Raw genomic sequence first — 20,966 nt, forward strand, 5'->3', positions numbered from 1 at the left:
CGGCATCGCTGCCGCTTTTTCAGATTACGCGTTGTTTGCCAGCGCGTTGGGGTTGAGCGTGAGTTTCTGATAACTCTCAACCCACTGATGATACTTGTCCGCATCTTCCCACAGTCGGGTATGAACACGGGCCAGCACCACCGGATCGCTGATCAACTGCAGACGCTGTTCGCGGCCCAGTTTATCCGGCGCATCGCTCAGCGCCTGATCAACCCTACGGTCACGCGCATAGTCCAGTAACTGACTCTGCTTGTGGCGCGATGTGGCCAGTGCCGTTGCCAGCGCGTTGAAGGCAGGATGGAATAAGGCATGCATAAAGCCATTTTCCAGCGCGCGCTCACGGTTCAGTACCACATAGCGATCGGTATCCACCAGCTCCTGCGGCGGCGAGTACTCTTCCGGGATCAGGAACAGCTTCGCTTTCTTGCTCTTAATGCCCAGCGTTGCGCGGCTCGACATGACCGAGACAAACGGCGACAGAATCAGTGAGAAGACGATCGGTGCCAGCCACCACAGGAAGTTAAGATCCAGCAGTCCCATACCAATCGCCCACACCAGACCCAATGCCATCTGCGAACCGTGACGTTTAAACGCCTCGCTCCACGGTGTCGCATCGTCATCACGCTGCGGTGAGTTCCACACCACTTCCCAGCCGAGGAAGGCGCTGACCACAAACACCGTATGGAACAGCATACGCACTGGTGCCAGCAGCACCGAGAACAGCGTTTCCAGCACCAGTGAAGCCAGCAGCCGCAGAGGCCCGCCGTAGGCCTTCGATCCTTTAAACCAGATCAACACGACACTCAGCATTTTCGGCAGGAACAGCAGCACCATAGTGGTTGAGAACAGCGCTATTGCCAGTTCCGGACGCCACTGCGGCCAGACCGGGAAGAGCTGCCGCGGTTGCAGGAAGTAGGTCGGTTCCATCAGCGTATGCACTACCTGCAGGGCAGTGGAGAGCGCCAGGAACATAAACCACAGCGGAGCCGAGAGGTAGGACATCACACCCGTCAGGAACACCGCACGGTGAACCGGGTGCATCCCTTTCACCAGGAACAGGCGGAAGTTCATCAGGTTGCCGTGACACCAGCGGCGGTCACGTTTCAGCTCATCCAGCAGGTTCGGTGGCAGTTCTTCATAGGATCCCGGCAGGTCATAGGCAATCCAGACGCCCCAACCGGCACGACGCATCAGCGCAGCTTCTACGAAGTCATGCGACATGATTGAACCCGCAAAGGAGCCCTCTCCCGGTAACGGTGCCAGGGCACAGTGCTCAATAAAGGGTTTCACGCGGATAATGGCGTTGTGACCCCAGTAGTGAGACTCACCCAGCTGCCAGAAGTGCAGACCGGCGGTAAATAACGGACCGTAGACGCGGGTCGCAAACTGCTGACAGCGCGCATAAAGCGTATCCATACCCGATGCTTTCGGCGACGACTGGATGATCCCGGCATTCGGGTTGGCATCCATCATGCGTACCAGACCGGTGAGACACTCTCCGCTCATGACGCTATCGGCATCCAGCACCACCATGTAGCTGTAGTTGCTGCCCCAGCGACGGCAGAAGTCATCGATGTTTCCGCTTTTACGCTTCACGCGACGACGACGACGGCGATAGAAAATCTTGCCTGCCCCGCCAACATCCCGCACCAGTTCCATCCAGGCTTTCTGTTCGGCAATCGCGATATCCGCATCGTAACTGTCGCTGAGGATGTAGACGTCGAAGTGTTCAGCGTTACCGGTACGAACCACTGACTCCCAGGTCGCACGCAGACCGGCGTAAACACGCTCAACGTCTTCATTACAGATCGGCATAATCAGCGCGGTACGATGTTCCGGGTTAAGCGGTTCATCTCCGACCGTTGAGTAAGAGATACTGTATTTATCACGTCCAATCAGCAGCTGCAGGAAGCCCATCAGGGCCGTCCAGAAACCGGCAGAGACCCAGCAGAAGAGTATGGCGAACAGGAACAGGATGCCGGTCTGCAACAAATAAGGCAGGATCTGCATCACTGACTGCTGCCAGTTCTGATTGATCATCTCCATCGGATCCAGAAGCGTCCAGCCCTGATACGGCAGAATACTCTTCATGTACCAGGTGGCGACCACGGTCTGGAAAATGGTCAGGATCAGCAGAATGTAGCGTCGAATCGAACCGACATGACGCCACTTCTCCTCGGCACGCCGCTCTTCCGCATTGCTATAACGCGGCACCGATTTGTGTCCACGCAGTGAGTCCCAGGCACGGGCGACCGGGTTGGTACGCCAGGCTTCCGGGAACATCAGTGAGCGTTTGACCTTCGGCATCGCCTTCAGCGTGGTGCGGTCGAGGTAATCTTTACCCAACTGCTGACCTTCGGCCAGCGAATCGGGCCAGGCCATTTCAACCCGCGATGAGACCGATTTTAACGGCGCATCGTCGGGACGGTCACTGGCTGCGACATCCCTGCCCAGCACATCATGGATGAAGTGGAACTCGCTGGCATTCTGCAATGAGACGCTCAGGCGGGCCTTCCCTGCCGCATCCAGCGGCAGAGATTCCACATAACGTTGAGGTGTAAAAGTCGATTTATTCATTGGCAGGTAACTGATAGCTCCAGGTTTCCGTCAATGTCTTGTCGCCGCTAACCAAGGCCGCACGCATTTCGGTGGACTGTTTGGCATCTTTCACACGCAGACGCAACACCAGACGCCAGCCTTTGGTGACCGGGTTATAACGTACGCTCTGCTCAACCACATCAGCATTTTTACCCACGCTGACCTGCGGTGCCACCTGACTGTTTTCCGCCATCTTGCTCATGTCTTTACCCACGAAGTCGATGGTGAAAGCCACGGTGCCATCCGGCTGACGCACCAGATTAGACTGCTTCACGTCACCCGCTGAACGCAGGGTATTTTTGACCCAGGCGGTATCATCGGAGTGCAGCTGGTTTTCGTCGCGCGAGAAGTGCAGACGATATTTGAAGTTCATCTCTTTGCCAGGCTCTGGCAGCGTCTCCGGCGTCCAGAACGCAACGATGTTGTCGTTGGTTTCATCTGCCGTCGGGATTTCAACCAGTTCAACCCGGCCTTTACCCCAGTCGCCTATTGGCTCAACCCAGCCGCTTGGACGAAGATCATAGCGGTCATCAAGATCCTGATAGTTGTTAAAGTCACGCCCACGCTGCAGCAGACCAAACCCTTTCGGATTCTCAATGGTGAAGGTGCTCACTGCCAGATGACGCGGGTTGTTCAGCGGACGCCAAATCCACTCCCCGTTGCCATTGTGGATAGAGAGACCGTCAGAGTCGTGTAGTGCCGGACGGAAGTTGTTCACCGTCGATGGCTGGTTCTGACCAAACAGGAACATACTGGTCAGCGGTGCAACACCCAGTTTGCCGACGTTATCACGCAGGTAAACTTTTGACTGCACATCAACCGTTGAAGCGTCACCCGGATGCAGCACAAAGCGATACGCACCCGCCGCACGCGGCGAATCGAGCAGTGCGTAGATCACCAGCTGTTTGTCCTGTGGTTTAGGACGCTGAATCCAGAACTCTTTAAAGCGCGGGAACTCTTCACCGGACGGCAGCGCCGTATCGATGGCAAGTCCACGCGCCGACAGGCCATAAACCTGACCGGCACCGATGACACGGAAATAGCTCGCGCCCAGGAAGCTGGCGATCTCATCGTTTTTACCCTTGTTGTTGAGTGGGTAAAGTACTTTGAAACCGGCAAAACCGAGGTTTTTTACCGCATCTGCGTCATGTTTTACATTACCGAAATTAAAATAATCGGGGTTGTATTTAATCTCGCGCACCGCGCTGGCGGTCACTTCGTTGATCTGCACCGGGGTATCGAAATACATTCCCTGATGATAAAACTCCAGCTTGAACGGCGTGCGCAGTTTGCCCCAATACGCTTTATCGTGGTTAAACTGGATCTGCTGATAATCAGCAAATTTCATTTCACGAAATTGAGAGGGTAAATTGCTTTTAGGCGCTTCGAAGCTTTTCCCTGCCAACGCTTTGGCTTGTTTGGCAACATCGTCGATGTTAAACGCCCAACTGTTATTGGCGTACAACGCCAGCAGAACTGCAGTACCAATCCAGCGTACCTTCATCAGTCCGGCTTTATTTTTTTCTTTAGTCAGCACATCCCCCCCTTTCGTGTGCTTAAATCAAACCCGTTTATCTTAAAGGATTATTCGGTTTTCCGACAGCTTATGCGCAACATTGTTCCCGCATTTCGTCAGGCTTAACCCTGCTTTTAGGACAATTAGACACTACGGATTCCACTGATAGTATACCTGGTTTATCCCAGGTAGAATTTTCACAGAGCATAATCCGGTTTCAGGGTGAAACCGGTTAAACGTACTAACGAACTGGAACTTTATGAGTACTGTAAAACCTGAACGTGAATACTTCCTCGACTCCATCCGCGCCTATCTGATGTTACTGGGGGTGCCGTTTCACGTTTCCCTCATCTACTCCGCGCAGAAATGGGCAGTAAATAGTCATGAAGCGTCGTTATGGCTGACGCTGCTTAATGATTTTATTCATGCGTTTCGTATGCAGGTGTTTTTCGTCATTTCGGGCTATTTCTCCTACATGCTGTATCTGCGCTATCAGCCACGTCGCTTCCTGAAGGTGCGTCTGGAACGGGTAGGTATCCCAATGCTGACCGCCATTCCGCTGCTGACGCTGCCGCAATTTTTTATGCTGAAAGAGTGGACGGATAAGCTGGCTGACTGGCCCCGCTTCACGCCCTATCAGAAGTTTAATAACCTGATGTGGGAGCTGATTTCACACCTGTGGTTCCTGGTGGTGCTGGTGATGCTGACCACGCTGGGGATGGTGACCTTCCGCTGGTTGCGCGATCAGCATCGCACCATTGATTATTCGCGGGTTGGCTGGGGATCGCTGACGGCGGGCGTACTGGCGTGGGCACTGCTCTGGTGCGTGTTCCGGCGTCTGGTGTTTATTTTCCAGCCTGCGTGGCTGATGGATGGTTTGTTTAGCATCATAGTGATGCAGACGCTCTTCTATCTGCCGTTCTTTATGCTGGGAGCGCTGGCGTGGAAACATCCCCCGCTGAAGCAGCTGTTTGTCCGCTTCAATCTGGTGATGTGGGTCGGTGCGCTGCTGATGTTTGCGGCCTATTGCGCCAACCAGCGACTGAGCAGCGGTGAGGGCTGGTTGTATGAGCTGGATGCGATTATCTCGACGCTGATGGGCATTTGCATGCTGAACGTCTGCTTCTGCTTTGGTCATAAGCTGCTGAATTCACATTCGCCGCGCATTATGTATCTGGTCAATGCGTCACTGTTTATCTATCTGGTGCACCATCCGCTGACGCTGCTGTATGGCATTTACGTGACGCCCCGGATTGAAAACAACACGCTGGGCTTCTTCGTTGGCCTGCTGATGGTGTTTGGCATCGCGTTTCTGCTGTATGAGATTCACCTGCGCATTCCGCTGCTGCGGTTCCTGTTCTCGGGGAAATTTGAGCGTAAACAAGCACAATGACAGGCGATCAGTGACCTCGGGCCATAAGTGAGGTCAGGCTATAAATGATGTGTCTCACAGACAGCTTAAGAGTTTAAAGCGATGGGAGCATACGCCAGTAGCAAAGCATAGCGGGCCAGGGACAAAAACGCCGGGAGCGTTTTTGAACAAAGCAACGCGTTGGCCCGGCAACGGGCGCACCTCAGGGATGAGGTGCGTAATCGCCCGCGCTGAGCCCGCCAGGGATGGCGGGTTTTGCGTCTTTGCGGAGGGCGTATGCTTCCTGAGCCAGCGCCTGTACCCAGGCAAGGTCCAGCTTAAAGCAGCCACTCAATCGGCAGTCGCCACACCAGGCGTACCTGCAGGCGCTGCCACCAGGAGCAGCCCGGCTCGTGTTTATGCACAATCTGCTGCGGCTCACCCGGATACTCCAGCCAGTTTACCCTGCCCCACTTATCCAGCCGCAGCGTCCATGCCCGATCGCGCATTGACTGGCTGAAACGCTGATGCGTCTCTCCGGCGAGCGCCGCACTCTCAATCACCAGTCCCATTTCCGTATTCAGCACCGCTGAACGGGGATCGAAGTTAAACGAGCCGATAAACAGCGTCTGTTGATCCACTGAGAAGGTTTTGGCATGCAGGCTGGAGCCGGAGTTACCGGTTAATCCCCGGTCGTGCGGGGCATCAGGCACGCCCGCCTGCGGTTTCAGCTCATAGAGCGCAATACCATGACGCAGCAATTTTTTGCGCCACTTAGCGTAGCCGGCATGGACAATCGACACATCGTTAGCCGCCAGCGAATTGGTCAGAATGGCAATTTTTACCCCTTTGCGCTTCAGCGACAGCAGCTGAGCGACCCCTGCGCGGGTCGGCACGAAATAGGCCGAGATGATGTCGAACTGCTTTTGCGGCGTGCCTATCACCTCCAGCATTCGCTGCGGCAGCAGGCTTCTGGCACGCGCTTTGCCCAGCCCTTTACGCGGATCATCGCTCAGCAGGCGCGCTTTTGCCCAGGTCAGAGCCAGCGTGCCCTCTTCCAGCTCCTGTAGCAGCGAAGAATTTTCCAGCCGCTGAAGATAGCGCTGCACCGGTTCACTGTGACGCCACTCTGCTGGCAGACTCACACTGTCCTCTTCCGGCTCCTCTTCATCCAGCACCTGCTGCAGCGGCGAGACCGGCTTGCTGCGCCAGTAGCGCTCAAAATCCTCTGCGACTTCTTTAACCACCGGGCCTATTGCCATGACGTCGAGATCGGCAAACAGCGGTTCATTGCCGGTGCCGAAATATTCGTCGCCGATATTGCGCCCACCGACCACGGTCGTGACGCCATCCACCGTAAAGCTTTTGTTGTGCATGCGGCGGTTCAGACGGGCAAAGTCGGTGAGATAACCCAGCGCGCGCAGGGTGCGAAACGAGAATGGATTAAACAGCCGCACCTCAATGTTGGGATGGCGATTGAGCTGGGCCAGCGTGTCGTCGAGGCCCGGCGTATTGTTGTCATCCAGCAGTAGCCGCACTTTCACGCCGCGTCGGGCAGCTTCCAGCACGGCGCTGAACAGCAACCGGCCAGAGAGATCGTTTTGCCAGATGTAATACTGGATATCGAGTGAACGCTCCGCTTTTTGCATCAGCAGATAGCGGGCAGCAAAGGCATCCAGCCCGTCGCTCAGCTGATGGACGCCGCTCAGCCCCGGATGGCGCAGACACTCTGGCTCCAGCTGTGTTTCCAGCCAGCTGGACCGTTCCAATGGCTGGGAGAGCTCAAACGCTTCGGTCATGACATTTCCCTGTAAAATGCAGTTATTTTTATTATTCCCCGGTCCGACCTCTGATGCTATTCCTCTGTTCTGAGTTAGTGAGGGGTCACGGGCGTTTTTAGTCTAGACTTAACCGGACGATCTGTGACCGGCATTATCCCGGCAGGAGAGGAATATGTCTCATCAATCCCTTACAGATGCCCGCCAGCGCTATCATCCCAGCCTGTTTCGCAGCTTTTTCCAGGGCAGTTTCCCCTGTTCCACTGCCTGCCGTACGCCCGGTAAACGGCTGGATATGGTGATCAGCAGCGGACACGATATGCTGCTGGAAAAAGATTATGCCGCCCTGGCTGAGCAGCATCTGCTCACCGCCCGCGACGGTGCGCGCTGGCATCTGATCGAAAAGATCCCTGGCCAGTATGACTGGCAGAGCTTTCTGCCGATGGTCGACGCCGCGCGACGTCAGCAGATCCAGATCATCTGGGAGCTGGCTCATTTCGGTTATCCCGATCATCTTAATATCTGGAAAGCCGAATTTGTTGACCATTTTAGTCGTTTCGCTCGCGCGATGGCACAACTGATGCGCGATCAGGGCATCGAACGCCCCTTCTTTACACCGGTTAATCAAATCTCATTCTGGTCATGGGCCGGGGCGGATGTGGCCTGGTTTAATCCTCATGCGGCGCAGCGTGGTAAAGAGCTGAAGCGCCAGCTGGTTCGCGCCTCGCTGGCGGCGATACATGCCATTCGCGAGGTCTATCCGGAGGCGCGCTTTGTGCTGACTGACCCGCTGGTGCAGATCGCTCATCATCCCGATAATCCGGACAGCAAACCCTATGCCGATGCGCAGCATCAGGCGCAGTTCGAAGCCTGGGACATGCTGGCCGGTCGCGTCGATAAGGAGCTAGGCGGCAGTGAAGATTGCCTGGATATCCTCGGCCTGAACTACTATCCCGATAACCACTGGTTTTTCCCCGACCAGCCGATGTCGCTGGAGGATCCGGAGCGTGTGCCGCTGCATATTCTGCTGGCGCAGTGCTGGCAGCGCTACCAGCGTCCGATGCTGATTGCTGAAACTGGCGCTGAGGGTGAAGCGCGCGCCCCCTGGCTGCAGGAGATCAGTGAAAATGTGGCGGTCGCGCTGGATCAGGGCATTGCGGTGGAGGGGATTTCGCTCTATCCGGTAGTGGAGTATCCGGCCTGGGCCGATGACCGGCGTTCCCCTGGCCCGCTGCTGGGATTAGCCGATCCCAATGGCAACCGTAATCTGCATGAGCCGCTGGCGCTGGTATTGCGCAGTCAGCAGATTAAGTTTGCGACACGAAATCAGACGTGCTGAGAAGGTGGCTTTTTAGGGTAACAGGAGCGAACGTCGAGAGAGGGATCGGCAGGATGACGTACGTCGGTCAGCCAGACCATGGTAAACAGGAAGGTCACCCCGATCAGGCAGGCCGCCAGCAAACCGATAATTGCGATTAATTTGTCATCTCCGGAGTCCATCGCCTTCTCCTTATTCAATCCGTTGAATCCCTGTGCGTGTCAGCTCATCCAGAGCGTAATCATCAGGACAAAGATTATAAGCGTTACCGAGGTCACCGCAAGCACCACTATCGCAAAGTGCGCATCGTCAAGTGACTGGCGAATTGGCTCATCGTGATCGTCGGGCGGCAAGGGTAAAGACATAACTATCCTGTGAAAAACATGGGCCGCCGGGAGTGATGCGGTGAGTGACAGTGTAGATGAAAGGCTGATTATCGTCCGGTTCTTTCGTCCGAAAAATAAACTGGCCCGTGCCAGCGCGGCACGGGCCTGAGATCAGACGCCGCGCCAGCGTTTGAAGATCAGTGAAGTATTAATGCCACCAAAGGCAAAGTTGTTGCTCTGGATATAGTCGGTTTCAAGCTCACGCGGCTCACCCATGATGTAATCCAGCTGGCCGCCATCTGCTGCCGGTTGCGTCAGGTTCAGGGTTGGCGCAAACCACCCTTCCCGCATCATCTCAATACTCATCCAGGCTTCCAGCGCCCCACAGGCACCCAGCGTATGGCCAAAATAGGACTTCAGCGAGGAGATCGGCGTCGTTTCGCCAAACACCGCCGCCGTCGCCAGACTTTCGGCCATATCACCCCGTTCAGTGGCGGTGCCGTGCGCATTTACATACCCCACCTCGGCAGCCGAGATACCGGCGCTTTGCAACGCCCGCTCAATGCAGATTTGCATGGTTTCCCGCTGCGGCTGAGTAATATGGGCGGCGTCGCAGTTGGTATGAAAACCGGTGATCTCGGCGTAGATCGTTGCACCGCGTGCCAGGGCATGTTCCAGCGACTCAAGAATCAGCGTGCCCGCCCCTTCGCCAATCACCAGACCATCGCGCTGCTGATCAAAAGGTGCAGGTGTGGTGTGCGGCGCGTCATTACGCTGGCTGGTGGCAAACAGGGTGTCGAACACCGCGGCTTCCGACGGACAGAGCTCTTCTGCGCCGCCAGCCACCATCACCGTCTGATACCCGTGACGAATCGCTTCCCAGGCATAGCCAATCGCCTGGCTGCCAGAGGTACAGGCGCTGGAGGTCGGGATCACCCGGCCGCGCAGGCCGAAAAAGAGCCCGGCATTAACGGCCGTGGTGTGTGGCATCATCTGCACATAGGTGGTGCCGGTGATATTGTTGGTGTGCTTTTCGGTCAGCATGGTGGCGAACTCGCTGACCGGCCCGGTGCTGCCGGTGGAAGAACCGTAGGCGATACCCGTTTCTCCGCTGGTCAGCACCGGATGGTCAATCAGGCCCGCCTGGGTCAGCGCCAGCTCGGTCGCGCGCGTTGCCAGCAGCGAAACGCGGCCCATGGCGCGGATACGCTTGCGGGTGTAGTGCGCAGGCAGCACAAAGTCATCCACCGGTGCGCCGAGCAGCGTATGCAGCCCGTCGTAGATCTGCCACTCCGGCATAAAGCGCACCGCATTGCGGCCCGCACGGATCCGTGCCGAAACTTCAGCCCAGGACTCACCAAAGGCGGTTACGCCGCCCATGCCGGTTACGACTACCCGCTGGATCACAGCATGCCTCCGTTAATAGAAATGACCTGACGCGTCACGTAGCCTGCGATATCGGACATCAGATAGCTCGCCAGTCCGGCGACCTCTTCAGCCGCGCCCATGCGCTTCATCGGCACGATCTTCATCGCTTCCTCAATCACCTGAGGTTCCAGCCCCTCCATTCCGGTATCAATCAGGCCTGGCGCAATGCAGTTAACGGTGATTTTGCGTTTCGCCAGCTCAATCGCCAGCGCCTTAGTGGCACCAATAATGCCCGCTTTCGCCGCGCTGTAGTTCACCTGACCACGATTGCCCATTATCCCCGACACCGACGAGAGCGTGATAATGCGGCCGCCGCGCCGCAGACCGATCATCGGCATCACGCAGGGCTGGATCACATTGTAAAAACTGTCGAGATTGGTGTGGATGACGCTGTCCCACTCCTGATCCGTCAGGGCAGGAAACGCCGCATCGCGGGTGATACCGGCGTTGCTTACCACGCCATAATAGGCGCCATGTTGCTCAATATCCGCCTCCAGCGCAGCGCGGGTTGCCGCCCGATCGGCCACATCAAATCCCAGCACACGGCCGCTGCCGCCTGCGGTTTCGATCTGCTGCAGGCACTGCTCAGCGCCTGCGCGGTCACGGTTGAAATGGACGATAACCTGATAGCCATCCTGGGCGAGACGCAACGCAATCGCGCGGCCAATCCCTTTACTGGCGCCCGTCACTAATACCGAATCTGTCATGGCTGATTTCCTTGTGACATCAATTGCTGTAATTCTGCTTCATTGGGTTGATACGTATTCAGACGACCGCTGGCAAGCCGCTGGGTGCCGTAATGAATGTCGCCCTCAAAGCTGCCCATGCGGTCGTCGCGCATCAGCAGCGTCATTCTGATATCCAGCGTAACACTGGCGGGAAAGAGGGATCGCTCTGCCCGCCAGCCGCGTCCGCCCAGCAGCATGCCGGGCGGGATAAGGGTGGCGCCGCCGTGCTTTGCATGCCAGCCAGACCAGACGCCCACGGTTTGCGCCATCATCTCCACGCCAAACCAGGCGGGCAGTTCACCCTGAGGCGTCAGAAACGGTGTCAGTACGCCACCGGCGCAGGTCGACACCTGACAGTGAACCTGCTCATCATCAACGGCGATCAGCTGATCAAGCAGCAGCATCGGCGCAGCGTGCGGCAGCCAGCGTGCCGCGGGAGAATTAATAACCATGTTGGCGTCCCAGAATCAGACAGGTGTTGTTGCCGCCAAAGGCGAAGGAGTTAGAAGCGATGACAGGCCGTTGCAGCGCCTGCGGCTGTAATAACAATCCGCAATCCGGCAGCGTCTCATCCTGCGCCATCTCACTGAAATCCTGCGCGGGCAGCGGCAGATTGTTTTGCAGGATCAGCGCACTGAGGGCGGCTTCACACACTCCCGCCGCGCCGAGCGTATGGCCGGTCAGATGTTTGGTCGAGCTGCACGGCACTGCATTGCCAAACAGACGCTGAATCACGGCAGCTTCCATCTGGTCGTTAAGTGGCGTCGCGGTGCCGTGCAGATTGATATAACCCACCTGCTCTGGCAACAGGTTCGCCTTTTGCAGCGCCATACGCATCGCCCGTTCAGCGCCCTCGCCCTGCGGATGGGGAGCGGACATGTGCCAGGCGTCAGACGATTCGCCAGCTCCCAGTAGCGCCAGCGGCTGCGGTTCCCGCGTCAGCAGCATCAGTGCGGCCCCTTCGCCAATCGAGATGCCGTCGCGATCGCGGCTGAAGGGAGCGCAGCGACGTTCAGAGAGCGACTCCAGGCTGTCGAATCCGTTGATCGGCATCCGGCTCAGCGAGTCCGCACCGCCCACCAGCGCCACATCCACCAGCCCTGCCGCGATCAGCCGCTCACCACTGATAATGGCGCGGGCGCTGGAGGAGCAGGCGGTTGAAATGGTATAGGCCGGGCCATCCAGGCTTAGATAGTGAGCCAGGAAACGGGAGGGATCGCCCAGCTCCTGCATCTGATAGTGATAACCGGACTGACTGCCGCCAATCTGCTGATCGCCCTCATCCACGCCCGAGGTGCTGGTTCCCAGCACAACTGCCACTCTGCTGGCACCATAGTGAGCAATCGCCGCGTCGAGCACCGGACGGATTTGCGCCAGCGCGGCCAGCAGCAGCTGGTTATTACGGGTGTTGTGCACGCTCAGGGCAGCAGGAACCGATGGCAAATCGCCTTCAACCCTGCCAAGCCAGCAGGCGCGGTCGCCGCTCAGCCAGCCATGACGCAGCTGCATGCCGGGTGCCTCACCCCTGGTAAGGCTGGCCGCAATCTGCTGAGTGTTATTCCCCAGGGCATTCAGCATGCCGATGGCAGAGATGTAAATCATGAGCCGTCCAGATGTTGAATGCGGATCTGATAGCCAAACGCATGCTGCTGAATGCTGATGGGCTGGCGCTGATTACCGCGTTGCAGATAATCGATTTCGGTAACCAGCTTATTATCGGCATCGATCAGCCGTCGCTTTAACCCCTGATCCTGCAACGTCCAGCCTGGCGGCAGCTGTTTTTGCCACAGCTCCCGTGGCCAGTAGCTGAGCATAATATCCGCCAGCACCTGACTGGCAGGCGGCATCTGCGGCAGCGGCATCAGCTGCTGGGTGTGAATACCGCTGGCATCGTAGCGCAGGCTGAACAGGCGAATACCCACCGAGGAGAGTCCGGCCAGATCAATTTGCTGTTCATCGGCGCTGAGCAGCACCAGCAGTGACTGACTCTGGCCTTTCACCTGTCCGGTCAGCAACTGCTGCTGCTGGAAGGCGGGACGGATGCCCGGCGGTGGTAGCGTCACCTTCACGCCCGGTTTCAGCCAGGCGGTGGGACGACTGCTTTCGGGTGCAGGTCCGGCACAGGCGCTGAGCAGCAGAGCCGTCAGCAGAATAAGAGCGGCGCGGATCATCGTTTACTCCTTGATCGGGTGGGTCGCATCGCCAGCGGCGACAGCAGGAAAGCGCTGAAGATGCCGCTGCATAACACTGTGCCAAAACTGGCAATCGCGCTGGTGCTGCTGAATACCAGCATCCCCAGCGTCAGTAAGGTGGTAATCATCGCCAGCGACACCGCCAGCAACGAGGTCAGCGGCGTACCCTGCGGGTTGCTGAAAAAGAGCGTGTAGTTAATGCCAATGCCCAGCACCAGAATCAGTGCCAGCAGCGCAAACAGGTTCAGCGACGCGCCGATCCAGCCCAGCGTTGCCAGCGCCATCGCCAGCGACAGCACTGACGGCAGCGCGCTGCGTAAGCCCGCTTTTAACCCCAGTCGCAGGACAAAACTCAGGGTGATCAGCAGCAGCGCCAGCGCCAGTAACCCGCTCAGCAGGGTGCGCCAGAAGCTGAACAGCGAATCGTAACCTGATTTGCGGTCAATCCAGCTGACGCCCGGATGCTGTTTGGTCAGCTCCCCGAGTGCAGCGCTGTTTTTTACGCCGCTGGTGGGGATCAAAACACCGCTGCGCCCGTCTGGCAGCGTCAGCCACAGCAGTCGCCAGCCTTCACTCAGCGGACTCGACAGCCACGCCTCTGGCGTTACCGGCATCGGGGTCAGATTCGGTGCCGGCAGCGTGATACCCGCCTGCTGCAGGCGGGCCGTAATATCCGGTGCTGCCTGTTTCAACAGCTGAAGATCCCGCTGTTGCTGCGCCAGCGACGTCAGCGGCAGCAGACGATAGTGCTGCAGCCAGCCCTGCTGCTGCGCCTGGTGCAGATCCGGTGCCAGTTTTTCCAGTCGCTGCAGCGTCTGCTGCGCATCATCGCCCCAGACCACAAACCAGGTCTGATCGGCGCGCTGTCCGGTCAGGGTTGCCAGCTGGCGATCCTGCTCCAGCAGATGCGCAGGCGCACTTTGCAGATGGGCGATGTCATCATCCACCTTTAACTGGGCGATACCGGCCAGCGCGAAGATCGCCATCGCCACCGGTAATCCGACGCGCAGCCCGCGCTGGCGACGCCAGGCGGCAAGCCAGCGCGCCAGAGGCACCATCAGCGGCACCGGACGCACCGGTAATCCGCGTACCAGCCACGGATAGATCAGAATCACCGTCAGACAGGAGGCCGTTAATCCGCTGGCGGCAAACACCGCCAGCTGCCGCAGCCCCGGGAACGGTGCCAGCAGCATCAGCAGCCAGGCGATGGCGGTGGTCCCGAGCGCCAGCAGCAGCGTGCCGCGGATTTTTCGCAGGCTCTGCCACGGCGTCTGCTGATCGCCGTGCACCATGCGCTCGGTGAGATAATAGAGCGTGTAATCCGCAGAGATGCCGACAATACTCAGGCTCATCACCAGCGTCATCAGATGCAGTTCACCGAAGCAAAGCAGCGTCATCACCGTGCCCGCCATCGCGCCGATGGCCACAGACGTGACCGTCAGCAACAGCGGGCGCAGTGAGCGGAAGACCAGCAGCACCAGCAGGACAACGCCACCCAGCGTCACACTGCCCAGCGTTTTAACGTCATGCTGCGCACGCTGGCTGGCGTTGTCGCTGAACAGCACCGTGCCACGCGTCAGCAGTTTCGCCTGCGGCCAGCGGCTTTTAAGCTGTTGCTCCAGCGCGCTGAGTCGGGTAACCAGCGCATGACTTTGCTGCATACTGAAGGCGTTGTTCGCCAGTTCGCCATGCAGAAAATACCACTGCTGACCCTGTGCATCTTTTACTGTCAGCCAGCCATCATGCAGCGTCATGCGCCCGGCGTTTTGTGCCAGCGCCAGCTGCGAACCCCGCACCAGCATCAGGGGATCGCCCTGCAACTCTTTGCTGCTGACGCCAGAGAAGGCCGAAAAGAGCTGCGCCAGCAGCCAGTCAGCCTGCGCCTCGCCGCCGTTCTGCAAGCGGTCGCGCGTCACCTCATCGATCAGGCCGTTACGGTGTTGCCAGGCAAAGCGGCCCCACTGCTGCTGCTGTTGCCCGTCGAGATCACCCTGCACCTGTTTCAGGTCAGGCAGCGCGCGCAGCTGGGCCAGCCACCAGGCGGCGACCTGGGGATCGTCCTGCTCACCGGGTGAAACCAGCCACACCAGCTGGCGATCCAGCCGCTGCATAAAGCCCTGCTGCAGCGCAGGCGGTGCCGCCCCCAGATTCTGCTGCGGCAGTAGCGCCAGCACACTGCTGTTGAGCTGACTGCGCGGCAGCAAAAAAGAGAGCGCAGCCGCCAGCAGCAGACAGAGGGCCAGCCACAGGAGGGCCAGCAGCCGATCGTTACGGCCCGGCAAAACGCGCCTGCTCCTCGTCGCTTAACTGCGGCGGTTCAATTCGGGTGTTGCTGAGCTCTATTTGCGTTTTATCGCCCTGCTTATCATCCAGGTTGATGCTGTCCAGGTAGGCGCTGCCCGCCAGCGAGATACGGTTGAAGATTTTGTTGAGCGGCGCCGCTTTGGGCGTCAGCTCCAGCGTCCAGGCTCCGTTGCCGCGATCGCTGAAGGCCACGCTGAAGTTCTCGTTCAGCACTTTCTGGTCGGCTTGGAACAGCGCCCGCAAGAGATGGTTGAACTGGAACATCTGCGGGTTGCTGTCGGCGGTGATTACCTGAGGCTTCTGGCCGCTGAGGCTCTGCACCATGCGTTTATCATCCAGCAGCAGCGTCATCACAAAGGGTGTCTGCTGATGCCACCATAAGCCCTGCTCGCGAGCGATCAGCATCTGCCCGTGCGAGACCAGCGGCTGACGCATGCCGGAAATGGTGCGCGTCTGGATAAAGTCTGCCCGAATCACAGGCTGGCTGGCAAAACGCTGCTGCAGCTGATCCAGCGTGACCGCGCTGGCGGCACTGGCCCACAGCAGCAGGCTGGTAAGCACAATTTTCAGCATCCTTTCACTCCTAAACGTTCCAGTAAAATATCGGGTGAAACAAAGCACAACGCCTGACTCTCCTGCTCCACCGCCACCTGCAGAGTATGCGCTTTGGTGGTGATCTGACCGGCAGCATTTCGCACTTCATAGTCGATGCGCAGACGGTTCTCATATTCCGTAATCCGGGCGCTGACGCGAATCGTCTCTTCGCAGCGCAGTGGCTGGCGGTATTTGACCCGGGTATCGACCACCGGCCAGACGTAGCCGCTGGCGGCCATCTCGCCATAGCTGTAGTTAATGCTGCGCAGCAGGGCTTCACGCGCCACTTCGAAAAAGCGGAAATAGTTGCCGTGCCAGACCACGCCCATAGGATCGCAGTCGTGGAATGAGACGGTCAGCACGACTTCAGCATGATGTTCAGTCATGGTCAGACTCCTTGTGGTGCGCCTGTTGATCAGGCAGCGTCCAGAAATCGAAAAAGTTAAACCAGTCGAGCGGCGCCAGCAGTGCGTAATGGGCCAGCCGCGCTGCGTAACGATCGACCGCCTGTTGCAGTGCCTGCTGACGTTGCGCACGCGGCAGCAGCAGCGGATCGGCGAAAGGCTCACAGTGAATACGCAGTTTACCCTGTTGCTGCAGGGCGAACATCAGCAGCACCGGACAGCGCAACGCGGCCGCCAGTACAAACGGCCCCTGTGGAAAGGGCGCGGCGCGGCCCAGAAAGTCGCTCCAGATCACCCGCCGCTCGCCGCCGCGCTGCGGATTGACCGCGGTGCGATCCCCGACAATCGCCACCCATTCGCCCGCATCCAGCTTCTGTTGCAGCAGGATAGCGGTCTCCGGCCCGATATCGCTCACCGGCATCAGATTCACCCCCGCCTGCGGGGCGATGGTTTCCAGCACCGCCCGAAAACGCCGGGCGTTGTCGGTAAACACCAGCGCATTAATCACCAGTCCGCTGACCTGCTGCGCCATCGCGCGACAGGCTTCAATGTCGCCAAGATGGGAAGCGAGAATCAGCTTGCCCTGCGGCGTGGGTGTGCGGATCACCGCTTCTGCGCCTGGCGCAAAATCGATATCACGTCCCCAGCGCAGATCGCCGCGCCAGCTGGCCACTTTATCCAGCATTGCCCCGGCGAACCGCAGGAAATGGCGGTAGCTGTTAAGCCGTGGCGGTAACGCAATCTGCTGCTGCTGAGCGGCGGCAGTGACCTGCGCCAGCCACTGCCGGGAAGCGCGTCGCGCGCGCTGACCGCTCAGCCAGTAGACCGCCACTACCGGCCAGAGTAGCAGCGTAAAGGGCAGCCGCCCGCCGTAGCGATAGACCGCCAGCATAAAACGTAATCCCCACTGTCCGCGCCGCTCCGTTTCCACAGACCAGTGCGTCGGCGGTTTGCGCATCGCCAGCAGACGAGGAATGCGCGGCAGCATGCCGAAAAACAGCCGGGTATGCATCCAGGAGATGCGCAGGTTGTCGTAGAGCGCATCGAAGTGTGACAGCCCGCTGGCCGGATAGGTGACACGGGTCGGGATAAAGCGACTGCGGGTTCCCTGCCAGTAGAGCCGCACCATGATCTCGGTGTCAAAATCCATGCGCTGACCGATGGCCCGGCGATCGCACAGCGTCAGCGTCGCGGCCAGGGGATAGACGCGGAAGCCGCACATGCTGTCGCGGATCGACAGCGAAAGCGTTTCAATCCAGACCCAGAAGTGGGTGATGTAGCGACCGTAAAGGCGTGATTTGGGGATCGAGTCGTCATAGAGCGGCTGACCGGAGATCAGCGCGTCGGGATAACGCTCCGCTTCCGCCAGCATCAGCGGCAGATCTTCCGCCTGATGCTGGCCGTCCGCGTCAAGCTGCACCGCATGGGTGAAGCCGCGTGCCTCCGCGGCCCGCAGTCCGTGGATCACCGCCGCGCCTTTACCCTGATTGCTGTCGAGTCGCAGCAGGCTGAGCTGCGGGGCGTGCAGCGTCGCCAGCTGAAGCTGAGTGGCCGCATCGCTGCCATCATCCACCACGATTACCGGCAGATTAAAGGGCGCCAGCCGTGCCAGCACTGACGCCATCATCGCGCCGTGGTTGTAGCAGGGGATCACCACGCAGGGTGAAAACGGGGCGCTTAACACAGCGCGATCTTCCCGCTGCTGGCGATCTGCTCGCCGTCGTTCTTCAGCAGGCTGTAACGGAAACTCAGGCGGGATTTTTCAGCGTCCCAGTCCAGATGCAGTTGCAATAGCGAGTCGGGTAATACCGGCTGCTGAAATTTAATGTTATCAACGGCGGCAAACTGTTTACCGGGCGCAAGCAGTGATACGCCGTAGTGCATCACCCAGTCGAGCTGAGCCACACCCGGCAGAATGGGCAGATGCGGAAAGTGGCCCTGAAACCAGAAGAGTCCGGCATCTATCTGCAGGATCAGCGTGACGCTGTCAGCCCGCAGCTCCCGGCTGCGTTCAATCGGCAACATGAAAAAGTTCCTCTATTTGCGGCCAGGCGCGTTTGCTTTGGGTGGTCACCGGAATAGTGGCCACAATCCGCCAGTAGCGTGGCATCGCCAGCGGTTCCAGCCAACGCTGCAGCTGGCGTTTCCACTGCTGCCTGCGCTGATGCAGAGCCGCCTCATCCAGTGCGCTGTTCAGCGCCAGCACGACGCCAATCGCCTGACGCTCATGACGCGTGACCACCAGTGCTACGGCATCCTCTATTTCCGGCAGGTCGGTCAGACGGCGCTCTATCTCGCTTAATGAGATGCGCTTGTCACCGATTTTTACGATGCGATCGTGGCGGCCTGCAAGCTGAAATCCGCCGTCCGGCTGCATAGTCAGTCGATCGTCGAGCTGCAGCCCGCTGTCACCGGCAATCAGCGGCGACCAGACCTGCCAGCGATCGGGCGTCACCTGCTCCAGCCTGACCTGCGGGAAGCGGCGCCAAGGCGCCTCCGCCCGATCGCATTGACGCCAGGCCAGAATGCCGGTTTCGGTGCTGCCGTAGATTTCACTGACCTGACAGCCAAAGCGCTGCCAGACCTGCTCCGCATCAGAGTCGCGCAGTGCGCCACCGGCAGAGACAATCAGTTCACTGGCGGGCGCTTTCAGCGTGCTGTCCAGCCGCGATAAAAAGGCCGGGCTGCTGATAAAGGCATAGCGAACGTCGCGCGGAAGCTGGGCCAGTTGTTCACCGTAAAACAGCGGCTGGGCGGCAAACGGCAGCCTGAGCATCATCGGCAGGAAAAGTCGAAACGATAAACCGTAGAGATGCTGATGGCTGACCGAGGCGATGACCCGGCACCCCCGCAACTGTTCGGCCCACAGGCTGCTGAGCCAGCGGCTCTCCTGCTCCATCACCGCCAGCGACTTCACTACCTGACGCGGTGCGCCGGTGGATCCCGAGGTGAAGAGCACCAGCTCTGCACTCTCCGGCAGCGGCGGCAGCGGCCCCTGCGCTTCTGCGTCGTCCCACGCCAGCAGCGGCAGGCTGACCGCCAGCGGCATGTCGCACAGCACGCCATCCAGCCGATCCTGCCTCTCATCCAGCAGCGCGGCGCGGCAGTGACCCGGCATCACCGGCGTTTTGCCGGCATACCAGCATGCCAGCAGCGCCACACAAAAACGATAACTGTCATCAAAACAGAGCGCCCAGTAGCTGCCCGGTTGTGCTGCCAAGCGCTGGCGGAGCGCCACGACCTGACGATGCATCGCGCTGAGCATCAAACGTTGATCGCCGCGCCAGGCAACCTCGCGATCGTCTCCCGTCAGCCAGTCGGCCACTCTCATGCTTTTCGCCTCACGCGCTGACGTACCAGCCATTCAGCACTCATCAGCGCTGCGATTAACAGATAACTTATGCCGCCATTCCACAGCGTCCAGAGCCGCAGATCGCCCAGCAAACAGGTATAGAGCGCCATGCTGCCGTTGCCGATAAAAAACAGGCACCAGATTTGGGTGACGCGGCGGGTATAGCGCACTGCCGCAGGGGGAAGCACGGGCTCACGCAGCCGGGCGATGCGTTCCACCAGCGGCATCGCACTCCAGAGTGAGGCGCCAAACACCAGCAGCATCGCCAGATTGACCGCCACCGGATACCACAGCAGCAGATGCTGAGTGCGTAATAGCTGGCTGCTGACACAGAGCAGTGCACCGAGCAGCGCCAGCCAGCCCATGACCGCGCCCATGGCGTTTTGCTGACGACGCAGCTGCAGCCAGCGCAGGCCAAACAGCAGTGCCAGCAGCCAGAACAATCCCTGCCAGCGCGGCTGGGTCAGCGCCAGCCAGACCAGCAGTGGCCAGGCTAGCAGCGTAAGCAGATTCAGCAGGCGAAGCGTAGCAGCAGGCACGGCGGGATCAGGCGTCTTCGCGCATCAGTTGTTCCACGGCATCCACCACATCCTGCACGGTGCGCACTGCGCGGAAAGTTTCCGGTTTAATCTTACGGCCGGTACGTTTTTGCAGATGAACCACCATATCGACAGCATCAATGCTGTCGAGTTCGAGATCTTCATACAGACGTGCCCCGGGATGGATATCCTCAGGCGCAATTTCAAACAGGCTGGTCAGCAGCGAAGCCACTTCCTGATAGATCTGTTCTTTGTTCATCATAAGGTTGTCTCCGCTTTCAGCCGCGCTGTTGGTTGACGAACGCAGCCAGCGTCGCAACAGAGAAAAAGTGCGCGCGCAGGGTTTCACTCTCAGCGGACAGCGCCACGCCGTAGCGATTTTTCACTGCCAGGCCAAGTTCCAGTGCATCAATCGAATCCAGCCCCAGTCCGTCGCCAAACAGTGCAGCGTCGGTCTCTATATCATCGGGACTGAGATCTTCAAGGTTCAGCGTGTCGATAATCATCTGTTTGATATCGTTAATTAATGAATCCATAC

21 protein-coding genes are annotated in these 20,966 nt (G+C 58.8%); 2 read left to right on the forward strand and 19 right to left on the reverse strand.

Annotation, left to right across the window (positions count from 1 at the left end):
* Positions 1 to 24: 24 nt before the first annotated feature.
* Positions 25 to 2,577, reverse strand: a complete 2,553-nt coding sequence (mdoH, locus tag ACXKZD_RS12235; protein WP_010669828.1) for a glucans biosynthesis glucosyltransferase MdoH — start codon at positions 2,575 to 2,577, stop codon at positions 25 to 27.
* Positions 2,570 to 4,105, reverse strand: coding sequence for a glucan biosynthesis protein G (locus tag ACXKZD_RS12240; protein ID WP_170933489.1), 1,536 nt, complete (start codon positions 4,103 to 4,105; stop codon positions 2,570 to 2,572). The genes mdoH and ACXKZD_RS12240 overlap by 8 nt, the downstream gene beginning before the upstream one ends.
* 268 nt (positions 4,106 to 4,373) lie before the next feature.
* On the opposite strand from ACXKZD_RS12240, the gene mdoC reads away from it, so the two are divergent.
* Positions 4,374 to 5,507: a glucans biosynthesis protein MdoC gene (gene mdoC, locus ACXKZD_RS12245; protein ID WP_010246421.1), complete on the forward strand. Its 1,134-nt coding sequence runs from the start codon at positions 4,374 to 4,376 to the stop codon at positions 5,505 to 5,507.
* A gap of 296 nt (positions 5,508 to 5,803) precedes the next feature.
* On the opposite strand, the gene ACXKZD_RS12250 is transcribed toward mdoC, so the two are convergent.
* Positions 5,804 to 7,264 carry a phospholipase D family protein gene (locus ACXKZD_RS12250; protein WP_010669827.1) on the reverse strand — a complete coding sequence of 487 codons (1,461 nt, stop codon included), beginning with the start codon at positions 7,262 to 7,264 and terminating at the stop codon, positions 5,804 to 5,806.
* 154 nt (positions 7,265 to 7,418) lie between these two features.
* On the opposite strand from ACXKZD_RS12250, the gene ACXKZD_RS12255 reads away from it, so the two are divergent.
* Entirely contained in the window at positions 7,419 to 8,582 is a 1,164-nt protein-coding gene (locus ACXKZD_RS12255; RefSeq protein ID WP_488981636.1) for a glycoside hydrolase family 1 protein, read from the forward strand.
* Here the strand turns inward: ACXKZD_RS12255 and ACXKZD_RS12260 are convergent.
* From ACXKZD_RS12260 to ACXKZD_RS12335, 16 genes are all read right to left on the reverse strand, one after another.
* The gene (locus ACXKZD_RS12260; RefSeq protein WP_010246427.1) at positions 8,570 to 8,743 is read right to left on the reverse strand and encodes a hypothetical protein; all 174 of its coding nucleotides are present in this window, start codon (positions 8,741 to 8,743) and stop codon (positions 8,570 to 8,572) included. The two genes, ACXKZD_RS12255 and ACXKZD_RS12260, sit on opposite strands and share 13 nt — an antisense overlap.
* Positions 8,744 to 8,782: 39 nt before the next feature.
* Positions 8,783 to 8,926, reverse strand: a complete 144-nt coding sequence (locus tag ACXKZD_RS12265; RefSeq protein ID WP_010246429.1) for a hypothetical protein — start codon at positions 8,924 to 8,926, stop codon at positions 8,783 to 8,785.
* A 132-nt stretch (positions 8,927 to 9,058) separates the two neighbouring features.
* The gene (locus ACXKZD_RS12270) at positions 9,059 to 10,294 is read right to left on the reverse strand and encodes a beta-ketoacyl-ACP synthase (protein ID WP_208863843.1); all 1,236 of its coding nucleotides are present in this window, start codon (positions 10,292 to 10,294) and stop codon (positions 9,059 to 9,061) included.
* A complete protein-coding gene (locus ACXKZD_RS12275) occupies positions 10,291 to 11,022 on the reverse strand; it encodes a 3-ketoacyl-ACP reductase FabG2 (RefSeq protein ID WP_010246433.1) in 732 nt (243 codons plus the stop codon). Before ACXKZD_RS12275 ends, ACXKZD_RS12270 begins: the two co-directional genes overlap by 4 nt.
* Positions 11,019 to 11,495 (reverse strand): hotdog family protein, encoded by a 477-nt coding sequence (locus ACXKZD_RS12280; RefSeq protein WP_488981637.1) that lies wholly within the window; start codon positions 11,493 to 11,495, stop codon positions 11,019 to 11,021. The genes ACXKZD_RS12275 and ACXKZD_RS12280 overlap by 4 nt, the downstream gene beginning before the upstream one ends.
* On the reverse strand, positions 11,485 to 12,645 hold the full coding sequence (locus ACXKZD_RS12285) for a beta-ketoacyl-[acyl-carrier-protein] synthase family protein (protein WP_050680295.1): 1,161 nt from the start codon (positions 12,643 to 12,645) through the stop codon (positions 11,485 to 11,487). Before ACXKZD_RS12285 ends, ACXKZD_RS12280 begins: the two co-directional genes overlap by 11 nt.
* Complete coding sequence (locus ACXKZD_RS12290) at positions 12,642 to 13,214, reverse strand: DUF3261 domain-containing protein (RefSeq protein ID WP_191919699.1); 573 nt, start codon at positions 13,212 to 13,214, stop codon at positions 12,642 to 12,644. The genes ACXKZD_RS12285 and ACXKZD_RS12290 overlap by 4 nt, the downstream gene beginning before the upstream one ends.
* A complete protein-coding gene (locus ACXKZD_RS12295; protein ID WP_488981638.1) occupies positions 13,211 to 15,517 on the reverse strand; it encodes an MMPL family transporter in 2,307 nt (768 codons plus the stop codon). Before ACXKZD_RS12295 ends, ACXKZD_RS12290 begins: the two co-directional genes overlap by 4 nt.
* Positions 15,504 to 16,112, reverse strand: coding sequence for a LolA family protein (locus ACXKZD_RS12300; protein WP_010246442.1), 609 nt, complete (start codon positions 16,110 to 16,112; stop codon positions 15,504 to 15,506). The genes ACXKZD_RS12295 and ACXKZD_RS12300 overlap by 14 nt, the downstream gene beginning before the upstream one ends.
* The gene (locus ACXKZD_RS12305) at positions 16,106 to 16,519 is read right to left on the reverse strand and encodes an acyl-CoA thioesterase (protein ID WP_010246444.1); all 414 of its coding nucleotides are present in this window, start codon (positions 16,517 to 16,519) and stop codon (positions 16,106 to 16,108) included. Before ACXKZD_RS12305 ends, ACXKZD_RS12300 begins: the two co-directional genes overlap by 7 nt.
* Positions 16,512 to 18,221 carry a glycosyltransferase family 2 protein gene (locus ACXKZD_RS12310; RefSeq protein ID WP_488981639.1) on the reverse strand — a complete coding sequence of 570 codons (1,710 nt, stop codon included), beginning with the start codon at positions 18,219 to 18,221 and terminating at the stop codon, positions 16,512 to 16,514. Before ACXKZD_RS12310 ends, ACXKZD_RS12305 begins: the two co-directional genes overlap by 8 nt.
* Positions 18,215 to 18,562, reverse strand: coding sequence for a 3-hydroxyacyl-ACP dehydratase FabZ family protein (locus ACXKZD_RS12315; RefSeq protein WP_010669819.1), 348 nt, complete (start codon positions 18,560 to 18,562; stop codon positions 18,215 to 18,217). The genes ACXKZD_RS12310 and ACXKZD_RS12315 overlap by 7 nt, the downstream gene beginning before the upstream one ends.
* The gene (locus ACXKZD_RS12320) at positions 18,549 to 19,868 is read right to left on the reverse strand and encodes an AMP-binding protein (RefSeq protein ID WP_488982087.1); all 1,320 of its coding nucleotides are present in this window, start codon (positions 19,866 to 19,868) and stop codon (positions 18,549 to 18,551) included. Before ACXKZD_RS12320 ends, ACXKZD_RS12315 begins: the two co-directional genes overlap by 14 nt.
* The gene (locus ACXKZD_RS12325; RefSeq protein ID WP_022625894.1) at positions 19,865 to 20,428 is read right to left on the reverse strand and encodes a COG4648 family protein; all 564 of its coding nucleotides are present in this window, start codon (positions 20,426 to 20,428) and stop codon (positions 19,865 to 19,867) included. The genes ACXKZD_RS12320 and ACXKZD_RS12325 overlap by 4 nt, the downstream gene beginning before the upstream one ends.
* Before the next feature lie 7 nt (positions 20,429 to 20,435).
* On the reverse strand, positions 20,436 to 20,690 hold the full coding sequence (locus tag ACXKZD_RS12330; protein ID WP_111533659.1) for an acyl carrier protein: 255 nt from the start codon (positions 20,688 to 20,690) through the stop codon (positions 20,436 to 20,438).
* 16 nt (positions 20,691 to 20,706) lie between these two features.
* Positions 20,707 to 20,964: a phosphopantetheine-binding protein gene (locus tag ACXKZD_RS12335; protein WP_010669816.1), complete on the reverse strand. Its 258-nt coding sequence runs from the start codon at positions 20,962 to 20,964 to the stop codon at positions 20,707 to 20,709.
* Positions 20,965 to 20,966 lie beyond the last annotated feature (2 nt).

The sequence above is a fragment of the Pantoea sp. ABR1s genome, assembly GCF_057812235.1.